Genomic DNA, 20,369 nt, shown 5'->3' on the forward strand with positions numbered 1-20,369 from the left:
CCACCGAATCCGCCACCAAATCCACCAGCTCCTTGTTCAAAAGCTGCATGTCCAAATTGATCATATTGAGCTTTCTTTTGACTATCAGATAACACTTGATATGCTTCGTTAACTTCTTTGAATTTATCTTCAGCATCTTTTTTCTCTTTATCACTTGCATTACTGAATTTATCAGGGTGGTATTTCATGGCTGCTTTTCTATATGCTTTTTTTATCTCATCATCTGAAGCTCCTTTAGATATACCAAGAACTTCATAATAATCTCTTTTTTCTGCCATTTAATATTCTCTCCTTCTAAAATTTTAATATATACCCAACTATTATATCATAATTTTTTTAATTAAAGAATTTCTATTTCAATATTTCTTGTAAAATTTTCCTTACCTTCAAGTACTTCAATACCTTGCTTATCTTCTATGTTACCATTTGAGTTTGCATAGTCAGTTATTCCACACCAAGGCTCTAAACAAACATATTCAGCACCTGGCACATTCCAGAAAGCCATATATTTGAACCCTTTATAAGAGAAGCTCATATTGTAACCATTTTTATCATTTTTTATATTTACCCTATATGAATTAGGATTTTCAATAACAAGGGCATCATTTTTAAAAGTCTCTTTAGCTAATGGGATTTTCTTTCCATCAAATACTTTTTTAGTAAGTTCAGGGTTAACAAAACCACCATCTAATACTTTAACCTCTCCGCTCTCCTCTTTTTCAAATTCAATATAATAATCAGAGTAATCAACATTTTCAGAGATAGGAGTTGCAAATGCAGGATGAGCTCCTAGTGAAAAGTACATTTTTTTGTCATCTAAGTTTTCAACTCTATACTCTAATCTCAATTTTTTTCCAACTAGTACATATTTTAAATAAAGTTTAAAGTTGAAAGGATAAGATTTTTTAGTAGTTTCATTTCCTACAAATAGAAATTCCACTGAATTTTCATCTTGAGAATTAATAGTAAATTCATAATCTCTTGCAAATCCATGTCTAGTAGTTATACTGTACTTTTCTCCATTATAAAAGTATCTATTCTCTTTTAATGCTCCCACAAATGGAAATAGTATAGGTGAACATTTAGCCCAAAATTTAGGGTCTTTCTGCCACATATATTCTCTATTAGTTTTTAAATCTCTTAATCCTACTAACTCAGCTCCAAAACTCTCTACTCTAACTTCAAGTAGCCCATTATTTAATTTTATCTCCATAATTTACTCTCCCATTATCTCTTAAATTTAAGATAAGGGAAGAGGGGCTTCCCCCATCTTCCCTTTTAATATATCTATCTTTTAACTATATATTAGTCTACTACTTCAGCTTCAGCTACATCATCATCAGCTTTTTTAGTTTCTTGTCCAGCTCCTGCTTGACCTGCTTGTGCCTTAGCTTGAGCTTCTTTATAGATCTCTTCAGCAAATTTATGTGCTACTTGAGATAGGTGTTCCATAGCTTTATCGATAGCCTCTTTATCTTCACCATCTTTTACTTTTTTAAGCTCTTCTATAGCAGCTTCAATATCTTTTTTCTCTTGCTCAGTTGCTTTATCTCCATACTCTTTTAATGATTTTTCAGTAGAAGAGATTAACATATCTGCTTTGTTTCTAGTTTCAACTAACTCTTTGAATTTTCTATCTTCAGCTTCATTAGCTTCAGCTTCTTTAGTCATTCTATCAATATCTTCTTTAGATAGGTTGCTTGATCCAGAGATAGTTACAGTATTTTGTTTTCCTGTTCCTAAGTCTTTAGCTGATACGTGAACGATTCCATTAGCATCTATATCAAAAGTTACTTCAATTTGAGGTACACCTCTTGGAGCTGCAGGAATTCCTTCTAGGTTGAATTCTCCTAATTTATGGTTGTCAGCAGCTTTAGCTCTTTCACCTTGTAATACAGTGATTGTAACAGCTGGTTGGTTATCTACTGCTGTAGAATAAACTTGTGATTTTTTAACAGGAATAGTTGTATTTTTCTCTATCATCTTAGTAAATACTCCACCAAGAGTTTCGATTCCTAATGATAATGGAGTTACGTCTAGTAGTAATACGTCTTTAACATCTCCCATTAATACTCCACCTTGAATAGCAGCTCCTGAAGCAACTACTTCATCTGGGTTGATTCCTTTGTTAGGTTTTTTACCGAAGAATGATTCTACCCACTCTTGAACAGCTGGTATTCTTGTAGATCCTCCTACTAATAAGATCTCATCAATTTCGTTTGGTGATAATTTAGCATCTGCAAGAGCTGTTTTTGTAGGTCCTTGAGTTGCTTCAACTAAGTGTCTAGTTAAATCATTAAATTTAGCTCTTGTTAACTTCATCTCTAAGTGTTTAGGTCCTGTAGCATCCATAGTGATGAATGGTAAAGAGATTGAAGTTTCCATCATTGATGATAACTCTTTTTTAGCCTTTTCAGCAGCATCTTTTAATCTTTGGTAAGCCATTTTATCATTAGATAAATCTATTCCAGTTTCTTTTTTAAATTCGCTTGTTAACCATTCGATAATAGTATCGTCAAAGTTATCTCCACCTAAGTGGTTGTTTCCAGCAGTTGCCATAACTTCTATTACACCATCAGCAATTTCAAGAACTGATACGTCAAAAGTTCCTCCTCCTAAGTCAAATACAAGAACTTTTTCCTCTTTTTTCTTCTCTAATCCATATGCTAATGCAGCAGCAGTTGGTTCGTTTATAATTCTTTTTACATCTAATCCAGCTATTGCTCCAGCATCTTTAGTAGCTTGTCTTTGAGAGTCAGTGAAATATGCAGGAACTGTGATAACAGCTTCTTTAATTTCTTCTCCTAAGTAAGCTTCAGCATCTTTTTTTAATTTTTTTAATGTCATAGCAGAAATCTCTTGTGGAGTGTATTTTTTTCCAAATATTTCTACTTTATAATCAGATCCCATATGAGTTTTGATTGAACTTACAGTTGAAGTAGGGTTAGTAATAGCTTGTCTTTTTGCAATCTCTCCTACAATGATCTCTCCATTTTCTTTTATATTTACTACTGATGGAGTAGTTCTTGCTCCTTCTGAGTTAGGGATAACAGTTACGTTACCTCCCTCCATTATTGATACACAAGAGTTTGTTGTTCCTAAGTCAATACCGATTATTTTACTCATTTTAAAACCTCCTAAAATACTCTTAATTCTATATTTAAATTTTTTATATACTCAATTATTAATTATCCTCTTTTACAAACTTTAACCATAGATGGTCTAATTACTTTACCTTTCATTGTATAACCTTTTTGAAGTTCTAAGATGATGTGATCATCTTCAAACTCTTGATTATCTTCAACCATAACTGGATGATGATAAACAGGATCATATTTTCCTTCAGCAGTGATAGGCTCTACACCTTCACTTTCCATAATTCCCTTTAATTGACCAAGTATCATATCAACACCTTTTACTAGTCCATCAAAGTCTTTGGTAGCTTCAGAAGCAGAGATAGCTCTTTCTAAGTTATCCAATCCATCTAAAAGTTTAGTTACTATCTTTTCAGAAGCGAATTTTCTAAGCTCTTCCATCTCTTTTTCTTTTCTCTTGGTAAAGTTTTGGAATTCAGCTTGTTTTCTTAAATATGATTGTTTCCAATCCTCAACTTCAGCTTTTAATTTTCCAATCTCTTCATCCTTAAGAGATAGAATATCCTCAGATTTGCACTCTTCTACTTTATCTTCATCTTTACAAGTACAGTTGTAATCTGGTTCACAACCACACTCTTTTTTCTCTTTTATCTCTTCAGCTTTGTTATCTTTCTTTTTAAACATCTGTTTCTTCCTTTCTTTCAATCTGATTTTTATTTATTATCTTATTTACCTCTTGAGTTACATATTTAATTAATCCCATTGTTTTTGAATAAGCCATTCTTTTTGGGCCGATTACTCCAATAACACCTTGAGAATCACCTATATTATAAGTTGAATACACAAAGCTGTAATCTTCTAATCCTTTAATTCCAAGCTCATCACCAAAAACTACCTCCACTCTTCCATTTGTAGATTTTTTGGTATTAATTATATGTTCAAATATTCCTCTTATATCTCTTCTATGATGGAATAGCTCCAATGCCTCAGAAACCTCATTCACATGCTTATCTCTAAAAATGCTTGGAACATTATTAATAAATAGTTTTCCCTCATCTTCGTAATGTTCAGCTACATCTGTAATGATCTCATTTTTTCCTAAGATGTAGTTCTCAATATCAACTAGACTTAGATCTTCTAATAAAACTCTTTTATTTAACTCATGAGCAATATTAGCTAATTCCTCTCTGCTAATAGGAGAAGTAAGTACTAATTTTTTAGTTTTTACAGATCTATTATCTAAAACAATAATTACTACAACCATGAAATCATCAATATGTACCAACTCAACTTTTTTAACTCTTTCCATTACTACAGCTGGTTCCATAGCGATTCCAGCATATGTAGTTAGTTTTGATAATAATGAAGAAGTTTGCTGTAAAAGCATATCTAATTCATTTACACGATTTTCATACGCTAACTCAATATTTTCTTTCTCTTGTTTAGTTAATTTTTCTACTTTTAAAAGTTCTTCAAGATAATATTTATAACCTTTGTCAGTAGGAATTCTTCCAGAAGAAGTATGTGTTTTTGCTATAAATCCCATATCTTCCAAATCAGCCATTACATTTCTAATAGTTGCTGATGAAAGATCTATTCCATATTTTTTTACCAATGTCCTAGAGCCTATAGTATCTCCGAAAGTGAGATAATAATTCACTATAGCATTTAATACTAACTTTTCTCTATCTGTTATAGACATTTTAACCACCTTTTTGTTAGCACTCACTATTTAAGAGTGCTAATTCTTATACAGTAAATATATAATATTTTTTCTTTTTTGTCAATAGTTTTTTATAAAAACCTTTATTTATGATAATTTGCAGATTTATTTATATAATTTTAGAAAAAAAAGTACGTTTTAAGTATAAAATATTATAAAATAGTATTTAAAAATTTGAAATGTTAAAGTATTATAAAGTTATAAAGATATAAAGGGGGTATATGTGATGAAAAAATTATTTCTATTCATTTTAAGTTTAATAATGTCTGTATTCTTTATTGGTTGCGGTGGAGAAAAGGAGGAGGCAGAACAGGCTAATACTAAAAAGCTAACTGTTTATTGTCCACACCCTTTGGAATTTATAGATCCTTTAGTAAAAGAGTTTGAAGTGAAAAATGGAGTTTCAGTTGAGGTTATAGCAGCTGGTACTGGTGAGTTGATGAAGAGAATAGAATCTGAGAAAGATAATCCATTAGCAGATGTATTATGGGGAGGAACAATAACAACTGTTGAACCTGTAAAAGACTCATTTTTACCATATACAAGTAAAAACGAAGAGTATTTTTATGAAAGTTATAAAAATGTTGAAGGAAATATGACAAGATTTACAGCAGTTCCAAGTGTCATAATGGTAAATAAAAATCTGATTGGAGATATTAAGATAGAGGGGTATAAAGATCTATTAAATCCAGCTTTAAAAGGAAAAATAGCTTTTTCTGATCCAGCAAAATCATCATCTTCATTTGAACACCTAGTTAATATGTTATATGCAATGGGAAATGGTAATCCAGATAATGGTTGGGATTATGTAAAACAATTGATGGAGAACTTAAACTACACTCTTCTTTCAGGATCTTCAGCTGTTTATAAAGGGGTAGCTGATGGAGAGTATACAGTTGGATTGACTTTTGAAGAGGGAGCTGTAAAATATGTAAACTCTGATGCTCCAGTGGAAGTTGTATATATGGAAGAGGGAGTTATAGTTAAACCAGATGGTACATATATTATAAAAAATTGTAAAAACTTGGAAAATGCAAAATTATTTGTTGATTTCTTAACTAGTAAAGAGGCTCAAACAATGATTACAAATCAGTTGAATAGAAGAAGTATCAGAAAAGATGTTGAACCTGGAAAAGGATTAAAAAGATTGGAAGATATCAACGTAATTGAAGATGATATTGAAGTTGTAAAATCTCAAAAAGCGGTTTGGCTAGATAAATTTAAAGATATTTATACAAAATAAGTTGTAATTATGATTTGCCCATTTACAGAATTGATACTATGTTGATGGGCAATTTTATATATAAGGAGAGATGAGAATGAGTGTAGCTATAAATGTAAATAATGTAGTAAAAAAATTTGGCGATAATGTAATTATTCCTGGAATGTCAGTAAAGATAAAAAATGGAGAGTTTTTTACTCTTTTAGGTCCTTCTGGTTGTGGAAAAACTACACTTCTAAGAATGATAGCTGGATTTAATAGTATTGAAGATGGAGAGATCTGTTTTGATGATAAAGTAATCAATGATGTTCCTGCCCATAAAAGAAATATAGGAATGGTTTTCCAAAGTTATGCTATTTTTCCACATATGACAGTTAGAGAGAATGTAGAGTATGGACTTAAATTGAGAAAAATAGAGAAAGATGAGATAAAGAGTAAAGTTGATAATATCTTAGATGTTGTTAAGATAACTGAGTACCAAGATAGATTGCCAGAGAGATTATCAGGAGGGCAACAACAGAGGGTAGCTTTAGCAAGAGCAATTGTAATTCATCCAAGTGTTTTATTGATGGATGAACCTCTTTCTAACTTAGATGCTAAATTGAGATTGGAGATGCGTTCAGCTATAAGAGATGTACAGAAAAAAGTTGGGATAACAACTGTATATGTAACTCACGATCAAGAGGAAGCTTTGGCAATTTCAGATAGAATAGCAGTTATAAATAAAGGGGTAATACAGCAACTAGGAGCTCCACACGATATATATACAAGACCATATAATCAATTTGTAGCAACTTTTATTGGTTATTCTAATCTATTTAGAGGAAGAGTAAGAGTTGAAAATAATAAGAAAATTGTAGTTTTGAAAAGTGGTTATGAGATAGAGATGGATAATTTGTTAGACAGTGTCAAAGATGGTGAAAGTGTTATGATAGCCATTCGTCCAGAAGAGTTCTCTATAGCTGAAAAAGGAATAGAGGTAGAGATAAAAACAAGTACTTTCTTAGGGAAATACAATACTTATGAAGTGGAAGCTTTAAAAGATGAGATTGTGGAAAATATGCCAGCCTTAGAGTTTTCACAAGATATAGGACATGCAAATAGGATATATCAAGTAGGAGAGAAGATATATTTAAAACCTAATTCTAAAAAGATAAATATATTCTCTTCAGATGGAGAAAAAAGTTTGATTAAAGGGGTGGAGATATATGTTGAATAAAAAATTCAAATGGGATTTTTGGACAAGTATAACATTGATAATTGCCCTAATATTTACACTATTTTTAATATATCCACTCTTTTCACTGTTTATAAGTGGATTTAAGGATCCTGCAACTGATCAGTGGAGTTTGACAAATTTTGCTAGATTTTTTGGAAGAAAATACTATTATCAAGGTTTGTTAAATAGTTTTAAGGTAACTACTTGTGTTACTGTAATAGCTATCTTAATCGGAGTGCCAATAGCATATTTTATGACAGCGTATAAAGTTAAATTAAAAGGACTTATGGAAGTTTTAATTATAATCTCAATGTTGTCACCACCATTTATAGGGGCTTACTCTTGGGTATTGTTATGTGGTAGAAGTGGAGTTGTAACAGAGTTTTTTAGAAACTCTTTCGGAATAAAACTACCTACAATTTATGGATTTTCAGGAATACTCTTAGTATTTACTTTAAAATTATATCCATTTATATATCTCTATGTTTCAGGAGCATTGAAAAAAATTGATGTATCTTTGAGTGAAGCTGCTGAAAGTCTAGGTTGTACAACATTTAAGAAGGTTTCTACTATTATTATGCCTTTGATCTTACCTACACTTATGTCTGGAGGGTTATTAGTATTTATGAATGCTATGGCAGACTTTGGAACTCCAATGTTGATAGGAGAGGGGTATAATGTTATGCCAGTACTAATTTATTCGGAGTTTGTAGGAGAGATGGGTGGAAATGCTAACTTTGCTGCTGCTATGGCAACTGTTCTAGTGTTTATAACAATAGTGCTTTTTTTAGGGCAGAAATATATAGTTAATAAAAAATCCTTTGTAATGAGTTCTCTGAGACCTATTCAACCTAAAGAGTTAAAAGGAACTAAAGGAATATTGATGCATATATTTATCTATTTTGTTGTTATTTTATCAATAATACCTCAAATTACAGTAATTTATACATCATTTTTAAAGACTAGAGGTTCAATGTTTGTAAGAGAGTTCTCTCTAGAAAGCTATGAAAAAGTTTTCTCTAGAATGGGAAATGCTATTTTTAATACATATTTATATGGTGGAACAGCAATTGTAATAATAATTTTATTAGGAATGTTTATTGCATATATTTCAACAAGAAAGAAAAATTTTTTAACAGGAATTATTGATACAATGACAATGTTTCCATATATTATACCTGGATCTGTAATCGGTATAACTTTACTATTAGCTTTTAATAGTAAACCATTATTACTAAGCGGAACAGCAATTATAATTGTAATATCTTTTGTAATTAGAAGATTACCATATACTTTAAGATCTGCAGCTGCAATTTTATATCAGATCAGTCCAAGTTTAGAGGAGGCATCTATTAGTTTAGGGTGTTCACCAGTAAAAACTTTCTTCAAGATAACATCTATAATGATGTTACCAGGAGTATTATCAGGAGCTATTCTAAGCTGGATAACAGTTATAAATGAATTGAGTTCTTCAGTTATATTATATACTGGATTTACTAGAACAATGTCTGTATCTATTTATACTGAGGTTATTAGAGCAAGTTATGGAACAGCTGCTGCTCTATCTACAATACTAACTGTTACTACCATAATCTCTTTATTGATTTTCTTTAGAGTAACTGGTGGAAGAAATGTAAATATTTAATGGAATTAATAAAAAAATAGTGCTACAATAAGATAAAAAAGGAATGAGTAGAATGAAGGAAAGAAATTTTATCAGTTTTAAAGAACAAATGAAAAAAATTTTGATTTTTTATTCACTCATTCCTATTATTTTTACAGCACTTATTGGTTATGGAATGATATATTACTTAAATTATCAGGCAATAAAGAGTAATAACCAGAAAAATTTAGATTTTTTAGCACAGACAACAGACGAATTAATCTCTAAAACCTATACTGAAATTGAGAGATTGAGTTCAGATGAGAGTATAAAAAATGTTGTTCTTAATGGAAAAGTTGATGAGAAGACATATAGTATTTTCTATAAAAGTTTGTTGAATAGAGAGGTAAAAGGGAAGTTTGTACTATATGATGAGAATATAAATATATTGATGACAAATGCAGAGTTTTTAGGAAAAAGTAATGGTTATATTTGGGGATTTTTTTATAGAATGTTATCCAATAAAAATAAGACGATAGATTTTGTAGGAAAGTTCTATTTTAGAGATGGACACTCAAGTAACTATTCAGTTGGTAAAGCAATAAAAATAGATGGCAGGGTTAGAGGTTATCTTGTACATCATATTTTAGATAGTAATTTCCAAGAAATAATGGGAAATTCTGAGAATTTTGGAGTTGTTATTACAGATAGGTATAATAATATTATAGCAACCAATAGTACAAATTTTGAAGATTCTTTGGATAAGTTAAAAAAAGAGTTTAGAATTGAAAAAAAACACTTAAAATATGGCAGTAAGAGATACTATATAAATAGAAAAAAGGTGTTTTATTCAAATGTAGAGATCTACTGTATCTCATCTGTTGATTATATATTCAATAATTTTAGTGAAAGCTTTCTTTATATAACGTTAGTCTTTATATTTTTGATATTTTTTATGTCCAAAGTTGCTAAAAGAATAGCTTTGAATAAAACAAAAACAATTGAGGAGATAGTGAGAGCAATTAAAAATATTGAAACTGGTGATTTAGATACAGAGATTGATATAAACTCTAACGATGAGTTTGAATTGATAGGGCGAACATACAATCAGATGCTCTTAAATATAAAAAAACTTATTGAGAAGAATAAAGAGGAGGCAAGACACAGTGTACTAGCTGAGATAAAACAGTTAGAGAGTCAATTTAATCCACACTTTCTTTTTAATACTTTAGAGATGTTGAGATATACCATTCATTTAGATAAAGTAAAAGCCAATAAAATAATACTTAATATGGCATCAATACTTAGATTTAGTATTGAAAATAAGAGTTCTGAAGTGACAATAGAGAGGGAGATTTTTTATATAAAAAACTATTTGGAACTTCAAAAATTGAGATTAGGAGAGAATTTTGAATATTTGATAGAGGGAGAAGAGGAACTAAAAAATCATCTGACTCCTAAATTAATAGTTCAGCCAATTGTTGAAAATTCAATAAAATATGGATATACTCAAGATCGAGAATTCAAGATACATATAAGAATAAGAAAGGTAAATAGAGATATTAGAATAGAGATCTTTGATAATGGAAGTGGAATAAAAAGAGAAATTTTGAGAGAGTTGAGAAATAAGTTGTATCTAAATTCCTTAACAATGAAGGAGAATTTAGGTATATATAGCGTTCAAAGAAGAATAGAACTACTATATGGAGATACTTATGGTTTAAAAATAAGAAGTACTGTAGGAAAGGGAACATATATAAAGATAGAAATTCCCTTTAGAGATAGTGAGGTCAGATGATTAAAGTATTGATTGTGGAAGATGAAGAGATTATAAGAAAGGGACTTATTGGAACAATTGATTGGGAATCAAAGGGTTGTATTATAATAGGAGAAGCTATAAATGGATTAGATGGTATGGAGAAAATAATTCAAAACTTTCCAGATTTAGTTATTACAGATATAAAAATGCCAAAGATGAGTGGTCTTGAGATGGTAAAGGAGTGTTACTTAAGAGGGATCCGTTTTGAAACTATTTTACTTACAAGTTATGGTGAATTTGAGTATGCAAAAGAGGGGATAAATTTAGGAGTTATAGACTATATTTTAAAACCATTAGACGAGGAACTACTATATTCAGCTTTAGATAAGGTTAAACAAAGAGTTGAGGAGCAAAAAAATCTTAAAAAAATAACAGGTAATGAAGAGGAAAAAAATAGTTTTTTTGATATAGATTCTCATATTGAAAAGGCAAGAGCACAAAATAAGTATGTGTATAAAGCATTGAAAAATATCAAGGAGAATTATAGTAAAAAAATGAATATAGTTGATGTTTCAGAGGAGTTGGAGGTGAGTTCTGGTTATTTGAGTAGAAAATTTAAAGAGGAGTTAGATGAAACATTTTTGGAGATTGTGAATAAGTATAGGGTTGAAAAATCTATAAAATTACTTTTAGAACAGGAGCTAAAAATGTATGAGATTTCAGATAGAGTAGGATTCACAGATTACAAGCATTTTTGTAATGTATTTAAAAAATATATGGGAGTAGCTCCAGGAGAGTTTATAAAAAATGAGGTGTCTAAATGATAAAAAATATTGTATTTGATTTAGGAAATGTGTTGATAGAGTATAATCCTCAAAAATTTATTATTAGGAATGTGAAAGAGGAGAATTTTACTAAATTTAATGAAGTTGTTTTTAAAAGTAAAGAGTGGTTAGATCTAGATAGAGGAATACTAGAATATAATAGAGCGGTGGAGATATTTTCAGAAAAACTTCCTGAAGAGAGGGAGAGTATAAAATATCTATTTGATAATAGTATACAAGATGTTTTGTTCCCTATTGAGGAGAATTTAGAACTTTTAAGTAATTTAAAGAGAAAAGGTTATAAGTTGTATATACTTTCAAATTTTCATAGAGAAGCATATTTAGAGATAGCTAAAAAGTGCAATTTTGATAGATATTTTGACGGTGGAGTAATCTCTTATGATGTAAACTTGTTAAAACCTGAAGAGGAGATATATAGAACTCTTTTGAAAAAATATGATTTGTTAGAGAAAGAAACTTTATTTATAGATGATACCTTGAACAATGTTGAAAAAGCTAGTGAATTGGGAATAGAGACGATACACTTAACTGAAAAATCCAAACTGAAAGAGGAGTTAGAAAGAGTTTTAAAGATGAAAATTTAGCTGAAAAATAAGAAAACTTAAGAATTGTTATGACTCTACAATTCTTACAGTTTTCTCAAGATTTTAAGCCTAGATATTATAATATATGATTTATATTTAGATTGCTTAATTCATGGGAGATCATTTTTGAGTGTAGTTTTAAAAGGGAGATAATGTCATTAATATGCTCCTCAGTTGCCCTAACCACAGGAAAACTAACTCCAAGAGCCGCTTGAATACTGTTGTTTATTCTTATGGGAACAGCTATACAACAAGCATCAGTAGTTATCTCTTGTTTCTCATACGCATAATCCTCTTCTCTACATCTATTTACTAGATCGACAATATCATCAAGATTATTGATGGTATATTCTGTAAATTTATCTAATTCTTCAGAATAAAGCTCTCTAATATCTTCCTCTGAATATTCAAATAATAAAGCTCTTCCAAGTCCAGTGCAATAAAGAGGTAAATTTCTACCAATAGAAGATAGTAGTTTGATAGGTTGACGACTTTCAACTTTAGTGAGATATAGAACTTCATTTCTATGGTTAATTCCCAATTGGCAAGTTTCATTACACTCATTTACAATACTTCTCATATGAGATTTTACAATATCCAATCCATTGATACTATTTAGGTATGATTGTCCAATTTGAAAAGTTTCAAGACCTACAGCATAGGTTTGAGTAGCTATATCAAAATTCAAAAGTTCTGATTCAACTAGTGTTTTTAGAATTGGTGATAGTGTACTTTTGGGTATATTCAATTGTTTTGATATATTTGAAAGAGTTAGTTTATTTGGATTTTTTGAAACAACATTCAATATATTTATAACTCTCTCTGTTGGTTTATGTGAGCTCATAATTTATTACTTCCTTTTTTATTTCTTTACATATTCTATGTTTATGATAACAAAAATTTTTCAAAAAATCAAACTTTATAAACTTGTTTCAATAATTTCAAAAAAATAAAATTTTGCTTTACTTATTGAAAAAAATGTGATATCTTTTTATTAAGATGTACTAAAATACGAACTAGAACGTAAATACGAATAAATATAAATTTAAATGAAAAGGAGAGATGAAACAATGGAAATACGTTATGCTTCAAATAATAAAGATGCAAAAGCATATGATACAAATAGACTAAGAGAGGAATATTTAATTCAAGATTTATTTTTAGCAGATAAAATAAAATTAGTTTATTCTCACTTTGATAGAATAATTGTTGGAGGAGCTTGTCCAGCACAGGAAACTTTAAAATTAGAGGGAAGTAAAGAGTTAGGAAGTAACTTTTTCTTAGAGAGAAGAGAGTTAGGAATAATAAACGTTGGAGGAGCAGGAGTAATATCTCTAGACGGAACTGAATATGAGTTAGGATTCAAAGATGCTATCTATGTTGGAATGGGAGTAAAAGAGGTATTATTTAAAGCAGTAGATCCTCAAAATCCACCTAAATTCTATATGAACTCAGCTCCAGCTCACAAAGCATATCCTACAAAGAAAATAGGATTAGTTGATGCTAAAAAAGTTCACTTAGGAAGCATTGAAACATCAAACAAAAGAACAATTAACCAATATATTCACCCAGATGTACTAGATACTTGTCAATTAGTAATGGGAATGACAGCATTAGAAGATGGATCAGTATGGAACAGTATGCCTTGCCATACACATGACAGAAGAATGGAAGTTTACTTCTATTTTGATATGGAAAAAGATACAAGAGTATTCCATTTAATGGGAGAGCCTACTGAGACTAGACACATAGTTATGAAAAATGATGAGGCTGTAATCTCTCCATCTTGGTCAATTCATAGTGGTGTAGGAACAGGTGGATATACATTCATATGGGGAATGGTTGGAGAAAACCAAACATTTACTGATATGGACCATGTAGCAATGGAAGATTTAAGATAGTCGATTAATATTTTTGGAGGTAATAGATAATGTTAGATAATTTTTCAATGGATTTTTTCTCATTAAAAGATAAAGTTGCAATTGTAACTGGAGGAAATACAGGGTTAGGACAAGCTTATGTTGTAGCTCTTGCAAAAGCTGGTGCAGATTTATTAGTTGTAACTTATGATACAGATTGGCAAGAAACAAGAGAGTTAGTTGAAAAAGAGGGAAGAAAAGTTCACTTTGTTCAGGCTAACTTAACATTAAAAGATGATATTAAGAAAGTAGTAGCTGAGTGTTTATCTGTTTATGGAAAAATAGATATATTAGTAAACAACGCAGGAACTATTAGAAGAGCTCCATTACTTGAGTACAAGGAAGAGGATTGGGATGCTGTTATGGCAATAAATATTGATGCTGTATACCACCTAAGCCAAGAAGTTGCAAAAGTTATGGTACCACAAGGATCAGGAAAAATAATCAATATAGCTTCAATGTTATCATTCCAAGGTGGAAAATTTGTACCACCATACACAGCTAGTAAACACGCTGTAGCAGGAATTACAAAAGCTTTTGCTAATGAGTTAGCATGTAAAAATATCCAAATAAATGCAATAGCTCCAGGATATATAAAAACAGCTAACACAGCTCCAATTAGAGCTGACAAAGAGAGAAATGCTGAGATATTAGGAAGAATTCCTGCAAATAGATGGGCAGATCCATTTGATTTAATGGGAACAGTAGTATTCTTAGCAAGCCGTGCTTCAGACTATGTAAATGGACATATATTAGCTGTTGACGGTGGTTGGTTAGTAAGATAATTTATAATCTAATTAAATAATCCCTTTTATGCTACACCCTAAAACTCAGTATTTGAGAGAGGGTGTAGTTTTTATATTTAGGTTAAAAATTAATTATTAAACAACTTGCAAACAACGTGTTAACGTGTTAAAATTAAGATGATAAGATTAATAAAAACAAGGGGGACAATGTATGGCAATAACAATTTCTTTACATAATAAAAATGGAAATATACGTAATGGACAAAATAAACCAGGAAAAGCTCCAACTATTATGGCAAAAACAGATGAGGCTATAACTTATCTTTCAACACAAGATTTGATATATGAAGAGGGAGATTATTTTAAAATAGTAGTTGATGAACCTAATCAATATCTAATGGTTCGTTTAGATGAGAGCTTAAATGAAGATTTAATCTATTTGAAAGGGACAGAATGGATATATACAGTTCCAATAGCTGAAAATCGTGTAAAAGCTAGAGTTGACACAGCATTTACAGGAAAAAGACACTATATTAGTGTAAGATATGCTGAGGATTTCGAGATAAGTCAATATAGAAACTTAGCAAGAAATACACACGCTTTAAATGAGTACAACGGTGCTTATCCATATGCCTTTGCAAATGTAGAAACAAGAAATGAAGCTACATTTTTTGCTTGTAATGCAATAGATGGAGTATATGCAAATAATAGTCACGGATCATATCCATATGCATCTTGGGGTATAAATCAACAGCTAGATGCTGCTTTAACATTGGATTTTGGACGTGAAGTAGAGATAGATAGAGTAGATATAACAATAAGATGTGATTTTCCACATGATAGTTATTGGACACAGGCTACTTTAGAATTTTCTGATGGAAGTAAAGAGGTTATAAGTTTAAATAAAATTCATACACCTCAAAAATTCAGATTTGAAAAGAAATTAATAACTTGGGTAAGATTCCAAGAGTTGATTCAAGATACAGATCCTTCTCCATTTCCAGCACTTACACAGTTAGATGTATATGGAAAAAATAATTTAAAGTAGTTTTAAATTATAAAAAAGTATTATATAATAACTTTAGAAGAATTGAGTAGGAGGAGGTATATGCTACCTAAGTATGAGATCATAAAAAGAGAGATTATAAAAAAAATAGATGAGGGGATATTTAAGGCTGGAGAAAAGATTTACTCAGAGAGTGAGTTAAAAGAAAAGTATTCAGTTAGTAATACTACAGTTGTAAAAGCTTTAAATGATTTAGTTAATGAGGGAATATTAATAAGAAGACAGGGTAAGGGAACGTATGTAAGAAGACATCTTTTACATAAAAAAGTACTATTTAGCGAACTTACTCCAAAAGATAAAGTATCACAGATAGTTGCTGAAAAGACAGTAACAAAAATTTCTTCTCCTTATACTGATAAAGAGATAAGTGTGAAATTAGGAAGTAGAACAGGAAAAGAAAAAATTATTCATATTAGACAGATAGCTTATGTAAATGAAATTATTTGGAAAGTTCAAGATAGATATATATTTAGCAATAAGTTATCTGCTGATGTAATAAAGAGATTAAATAAAGGTGCAAGTTTATCAAAAGAGTTAAATATAACTGAACACACTGTGAATTTTCCTATTAAGATGAAAATTAGATATGTAACTTTAGATAGAAGTTCAGATATTTTTAAAATAATGGTTGAAGGAAATGATGAGCTAGAAAAGAGAGAGGATATATCTCTTATTTGCCTAGAAAAAATAACTTATAACTCAGATGAAGAGCCTATAGTTTATATGCAAAGTTATATTCATCCTAACTATTATGAGATAGAGATAGCTTCAGAATACTAAAATATCGATGTTTTAAATTTGAAAAAACAGTTCTAAAATGGACTGTTTTTTTTATTTTTCAAAAAAATATTGACATTAAAATGAAATTGTTATAATATAAAGTCATAACCGATTAACGTGTTGAGTTGAGAACAAATTTTTAAATGTGGAAAGAGGTAGAAATGAGAAAAATAAACCATGAACTTTTATTAGGAAGTGAGCGTTATATCAATAACGGACTTATTTCAGAAGAGAAATTAAATGATGCAATCAATGTGTGTCTACGTAAGGTAGATAAAAACATAGCTAAGTTAGGAGAACTTTTCCCAACACCTGCAACTTTTAATAATGCTTATAAGCCAATGCCTAATACAGAATGGACTAATGGATTTTGGACAGGAATTTTATGGCTTTGTTATGAACTTACAAATGATGTAAAATATCGTAATTTAGCTGAAAAAAATGTTGAGTCTTTCTTAGATAGAATAGAAAAAAACATAGAGGTAGAACACCATGACTTAGGGTTCTTATACAGTATATCTTGTGTAAGTGCATACAAATTAACTGGAAATGAGAAAGCTAAAAGAGCAGCTATCTTAGCAGCAGATAAACTAATTAGCCGTTATCAAGAGAAAGGACAATTTATCCAAGCTTGGGGAGAATTAGGAGCAAAAGATAACTATCGTTTAATAGTTGATTGTTTACTAAATATCCCATTATTATACTGGGCTACTGAAGTAACTAATGATACTAAATATAGAGAAATTGCAAAGAAACACTATATATCTACAATCAATAATGCAATTCGTGAAGATGCATCAGCATTCCATACTTTTTACTTTGATCCAGAGACAGGACTTCCATCACATGGAAAAACAAGACAAGGTTATTCAGATGATTCAAGCTGGGCAAGAGGTCAATCTTGGTTAGTATATGGAATAGCATTAAACCACTCATATGTAGAAAATGAAGATAATATTGAGTTATTTGAAGCTATTACAAACTATTTCTTAAACAGATTACCAAAAGACTTCGTAAGTTACTGGGATTTAATATTTGGAGATAATTCTGGACAATCAAAAGATTCATCAGCTACAGCAATAGCAGTGTGTGGAATGAATTTAATGGATAAGTATTTACCAGAAACAAATAAGTATAAACTTATTTATAAGTATGCTGCACATTCAATGTTAGGAAGCTTAATTGATAACTATACTGATGACTTAACAGATGGAATACAAGCTCTTATAAATGAAGGAGTTTACTCTTGGCATTCAGGAAAAGGTGTCAATGAAGGAAACATTTGGGGAGACTATTTTTATTTAGAAGCTTTAGTTAGATTTAAAAAGAATTGGAAAATGTATTGGTAGGAGGAATTTATTATGAACAAACCTAATATTAAAATGGTAAGAATCGACGAGAGATTAATTCACGGACAAGGACAATTATGGATCAAAAACCTAGGAGTAAACCTAGTAATCGTTGCAAATGATGATGCAGCAGAAAATGAAATTCAACAAACTTTAATGAGTTCAATTGTACCAAAAGAGATAGGAACAAGATTCTGGTCAGTTGAAAGAACTGCAAAAGTAATCTGGAAAGCAGCTCCACATCAAACTATATTTGTAATCGTAGCTAGTCCAGAAGATGCTAGAAGATTATGTGACTTAGGATTCCCAATGGATGAGTTAAATGTTGGAAATATCCACTCTGGTGAAGGAAAAGAGAAAGTATCTCAATTCATATACTTAGGAGCAGAAGATAAAGAAGCTTTAAGAACTTTAGAGGACAAATACAATGTAAAATTAAACACTAAAGTTTCTCCAGTATCTACTGATGGAGAGCAGACAGTGGAAACTTTAAGACAAGCTATTCGTAAATAATCAAGGGGGTTTAAGGTAATGGAAATTACATTAGTACAAGGGATATTAATTGGATTAGTAACAGCCTTCTGTTATTCAGGAATGTTACTTGGAATATATACAAATAGAGCTATTGTAATGGCTTTCTTTGTAGGAATTGTTTTAGGAGATTTACAGACTGCACTTATATTTGGAGCTATATCTGAATTGGCATTTATGGGATTTGGAGTTGGACCTGGAGGAACTGTACCACCTAACCCAGTAGGACCTGGAATAGTTGGAACTATAATGGCTATAACACTTAAAGATCAAGGAATTACACCTGAATCAGCATTAGCATTATCTTTCCCATTTGCAATTCTTTTCCAATTTATTACAACAGCTACTTATACACTATTTGCTGGATCTGGAAAATGGGCGAAAAATGCTATAGAAAAGAGTCAATGGGGGAAATTTGCTTTAATAGCTAACTCTACTTTTTTAGGACTTGCAGTAATAGGATTTATAATTGGGGTAACAGCTTCTTTAAGCTTACCAGCATTAAAATTATTTGTTGATGCTTTACCAAAATGGTTAATAGATGGATTCTCAGTAGCAGGAGGATTAATACCAGCAATTGGATTTGCTATGATATTATCTGTAATGTTAAAGAAAGAAGTAATTCCTTATGCAATATTAGGTTATGTATGTATTGCTTACTTAAATCTTCCAATAATGGCAGTAGCTTTAGTAGGAGCAATATTTGCTTTAATAGCTTATAATGGAAAAGCTAATGCACCTGTAGCAGTAACTGAAACTAGAAATGTAAAACCAGTAACAGATAATATTGATGAGGAGGACTTTAGTGATGGAATCTAAAAATATGTTGACTAAAAAAGATTATATAATAGCTACAATAAGAGCACACCTTTTACAAAGTGCTTTTAACTATACCGAGTATCAAGGTGTAGGATATTTAAATATTATATTACCTGGACTTAAAAAAATATATAAGAATGACCAAGAAAAATTAAAAGAAGTAGCAATAGCTAACCTTGAATTTTATAACACAAACCCACAAACAATACCTTTCATAACAAGTTTACAACTTGCTATGTACCAAGATGGTCAGTCAGCAGCAAACGTTAGAAGTATAAAAATGGCTCTAATGGGACCATTATCAGGAATTGGAGATTCAATATCTCAGTTTGGATTAGCACCACTATTTTCTACAATATTTGCAGGTCTTGCTCTTAGTGGACTTGGTTTTGCTCCATTAGGATACCTATTCGCAATGATATCTGTAACACTTATGATAAAATTATTCTTAGGATTCTTAGGATATAAATTAGGAACTAAAGCAATAAAAAGTTTAAGTGATAAAATTGGAGAGGTATCAGAAGCAGCTAATATAGTTGGAGTAACAGTTATATCAGCACTAGCGGCAAAATTTGTTAAGGCAAAATTAGCAGTACAATATGTTACTGAAATGACAATAAATGGTCAAACTACTCAAAAAATAGTAAGTTTCCAAGAAGTTTTAGATCAAATATTACCAAGCTTACTACCAATAGCAATAACAGGATTAGTATTATACCTACTTAAAAAGAAAAAATGGAATACTTACAGATTATTAATTCTATTATTTACTTTAGGTATCGCTCTATCAGCTTTAGGAATTTTGAAGTAGTATGGAACTATTAAAAGATTATCAAAGTTACTTTTTTAGAAACTCTTTTGTTGAAAGAGTAAGAAAAGAAGATAATGACTTTATATCAGAAATTATGAGAAGATGTGAATACTTATTAAATGACGAGATAGTATTTACTGACTCAATGGATATGGAAAGTTCTTTTATTCCATATAAAATAAATGACTATAAATGGAAGGACACTCCTAATGGGGATGAGGAGTGGTGCTTCATGCTTAGTCGTAATGGATTTACTTTAGATTTAGCTCTTGCTTATCTGTTAACAGATAAGCAAGAG

At 30.4% G+C, this 20,369-nt stretch carries 21 protein-coding genes; 15 read left to right on the forward strand and 6 right to left on the reverse strand.

The annotated features are described in order from the left end of the window. The 5 genes from QZ286_RS01590 to hrcA form a co-directional block, all read right to left on the reverse strand. On the reverse strand, positions 1-278 hold a 278-nt coding region (locus QZ286_RS01590; protein ID WP_291255226.1), incomplete at its 3' end, for a DnaJ domain-containing protein. Between the two features lie 62 nt (positions 279-340). Next, entirely contained in the window at positions 341-1,213 is an 873-nt protein-coding gene (locus QZ286_RS01595; RefSeq protein WP_291255227.1) for an aldose 1-epimerase family protein, read from the reverse strand. Between the two features lie 92 nt (positions 1,214-1,305). Beyond that, on the reverse strand, positions 1,306-3,126 hold the full coding sequence (gene dnaK, locus QZ286_RS01600; RefSeq protein ID WP_291255228.1) for a molecular chaperone DnaK: 1,821 nt from the start codon (positions 3,124-3,126) through the stop codon (positions 1,306-1,308). Positions 3,127-3,188: 62 nt separating this feature from the next. Continuing rightward, positions 3,189-3,779, reverse strand: coding sequence for a nucleotide exchange factor GrpE (grpE, locus tag QZ286_RS01605; RefSeq protein WP_291255229.1), 591 nt, complete (start codon positions 3,777-3,779; stop codon positions 3,189-3,191). Beyond that, positions 3,772-4,797 (reverse strand): heat-inducible transcriptional repressor HrcA, encoded by a 1,026-nt coding sequence (hrcA, locus tag QZ286_RS01610; protein WP_291255230.1) that lies wholly within the window; start codon positions 4,795-4,797, stop codon positions 3,772-3,774. The genes grpE and hrcA overlap by 8 nt, the downstream gene beginning before the upstream one ends. A 247-nt stretch (positions 4,798-5,044) precedes the next feature. Here hrcA and QZ286_RS01615 point away from each other — a divergent pair, with 247 nt between their 5' ends. From QZ286_RS01615 to QZ286_RS01640, 6 genes are all read left to right on the forward strand, one after another. Then, positions 5,045-6,061, forward strand: coding sequence for an ABC transporter substrate-binding protein (locus QZ286_RS01615; RefSeq protein WP_291255231.1), 1,017 nt, complete (start codon positions 5,045-5,047; stop codon positions 6,059-6,061). A gap of 76 nt (positions 6,062-6,137) precedes the next feature. Further along, the gene (locus QZ286_RS01620; protein ID WP_291255232.1) at positions 6,138-7,259 is read left to right on the forward strand and encodes an ABC transporter ATP-binding protein; all 1,122 of its coding nucleotides are present in this window, start codon (positions 6,138-6,140) and stop codon (positions 7,257-7,259) included. Then, a complete protein-coding gene (locus QZ286_RS01625; RefSeq protein ID WP_291255233.1) occupies positions 7,249-8,904 on the forward strand; it encodes an iron ABC transporter permease in 1,656 nt (551 codons plus the stop codon). The genes QZ286_RS01620 and QZ286_RS01625 overlap by 11 nt, the downstream gene beginning before the upstream one ends. A gap of 88 nt (positions 8,905-8,992) precedes the next feature. Then, the gene (locus tag QZ286_RS01630; RefSeq protein ID WP_291255234.1) at positions 8,993-10,660 is read left to right on the forward strand and encodes a sensor histidine kinase; all 1,668 of its coding nucleotides are present in this window, start codon (positions 8,993-8,995) and stop codon (positions 10,658-10,660) included. Continuing rightward, on the forward strand, positions 10,657-11,445 hold the full coding sequence (locus QZ286_RS01635; RefSeq protein WP_291255235.1) for a response regulator: 789 nt from the start codon (positions 10,657-10,659) through the stop codon (positions 11,443-11,445). The genes QZ286_RS01630 and QZ286_RS01635 overlap by 4 nt, the downstream gene beginning before the upstream one ends. Beyond that, complete coding sequence (locus tag QZ286_RS01640) at positions 11,442-12,050, forward strand: HAD family phosphatase (RefSeq protein WP_291255236.1); 609 nt, start codon at positions 11,442-11,444, stop codon at positions 12,048-12,050. Before QZ286_RS01635 ends, QZ286_RS01640 begins: the two co-directional genes overlap by 4 nt. Positions 12,051-12,126: 76 nt before the next feature. Here the strand turns inward: QZ286_RS01640 and QZ286_RS01645 are convergent, their stop codons facing one another. Beyond that, positions 12,127-12,894, reverse strand: a complete 768-nt coding sequence (locus tag QZ286_RS01645) for an IclR family transcriptional regulator (RefSeq protein ID WP_291255237.1) — start codon at positions 12,892-12,894, stop codon at positions 12,127-12,129. Positions 12,895-13,120: 226 nt separating this feature from the next. On the opposite strand from QZ286_RS01645, the gene kduI reads away from it, so the two are divergent. From kduI to QZ286_RS01690, 9 genes are all read left to right on the forward strand, one after another. Continuing rightward, entirely contained in the window at positions 13,121-13,951 is an 831-nt protein-coding gene (gene kduI, locus QZ286_RS01650) for a 5-dehydro-4-deoxy-D-glucuronate isomerase (protein WP_291255238.1), read from the forward strand. Positions 13,952-13,980: 29 nt separating this feature from the next. Continuing rightward, positions 13,981-14,754 carry a 2-dehydro-3-deoxy-D-gluconate 5-dehydrogenase KduD gene (gene kduD / locus QZ286_RS01655; protein ID WP_291255239.1) on the forward strand — a complete coding sequence of 258 codons (774 nt, stop codon included), beginning with the start codon at positions 13,981-13,983 and terminating at the stop codon, positions 14,752-14,754. 172 nt (positions 14,755-14,926) lie between these two features. Beyond that, entirely contained in the window at positions 14,927-15,763 is an 837-nt protein-coding gene (locus QZ286_RS01660; RefSeq protein WP_291255240.1) for a hypothetical protein, read from the forward strand. 60 nt (positions 15,764-15,823) lie between these two features. Continuing rightward, positions 15,824-16,561, forward strand: a complete 738-nt coding sequence (locus QZ286_RS01665) for a GntR family transcriptional regulator (RefSeq protein ID WP_291255241.1) — start codon at positions 15,824-15,826, stop codon at positions 16,559-16,561. Between the two features lie 161 nt (positions 16,562-16,722). Further along, entirely contained in the window at positions 16,723-17,910 is a 1,188-nt protein-coding gene (locus QZ286_RS01670) for a glycoside hydrolase family 88 protein (protein ID WP_291255242.1), read from the forward strand. Positions 17,911-17,922: 12 nt separating this feature from the next. After that, the gene (locus QZ286_RS01675) at positions 17,923-18,423 is read left to right on the forward strand and encodes a PTS sugar transporter subunit IIB (protein WP_291255243.1); all 501 of its coding nucleotides are present in this window, start codon (positions 17,923-17,925) and stop codon (positions 18,421-18,423) included. A gap of 18 nt (positions 18,424-18,441) precedes the next feature. Further along, on the forward strand, positions 18,442-19,260 hold the full coding sequence (locus tag QZ286_RS01680) for a PTS sugar transporter subunit IIC (protein ID WP_291255244.1): 819 nt from the start codon (positions 18,442-18,444) through the stop codon (positions 19,258-19,260). Further along, positions 19,250-20,071 carry a PTS system mannose/fructose/sorbose family transporter subunit IID gene (locus tag QZ286_RS01685; RefSeq protein WP_291255245.1) on the forward strand — a complete coding sequence of 274 codons (822 nt, stop codon included), beginning with the start codon at positions 19,250-19,252 and terminating at the stop codon, positions 20,069-20,071. The genes QZ286_RS01680 and QZ286_RS01685 overlap by 11 nt, the downstream gene beginning before the upstream one ends. Position 20,072: 1 nt before the next feature. Next, positions 20,073-20,369 (forward strand): hypothetical protein (locus QZ286_RS01690; RefSeq protein WP_367243726.1); only part of this gene is annotated, 297 nt, incomplete at its 3' end.

The sequence above is a fragment of the Fusobacterium sp. genome, from assembly GCF_019012925.1.
GTDB lineage: Bacteria > Fusobacteriota > Fusobacteriia > Fusobacteriales > Fusobacteriaceae > Fusobacterium_A.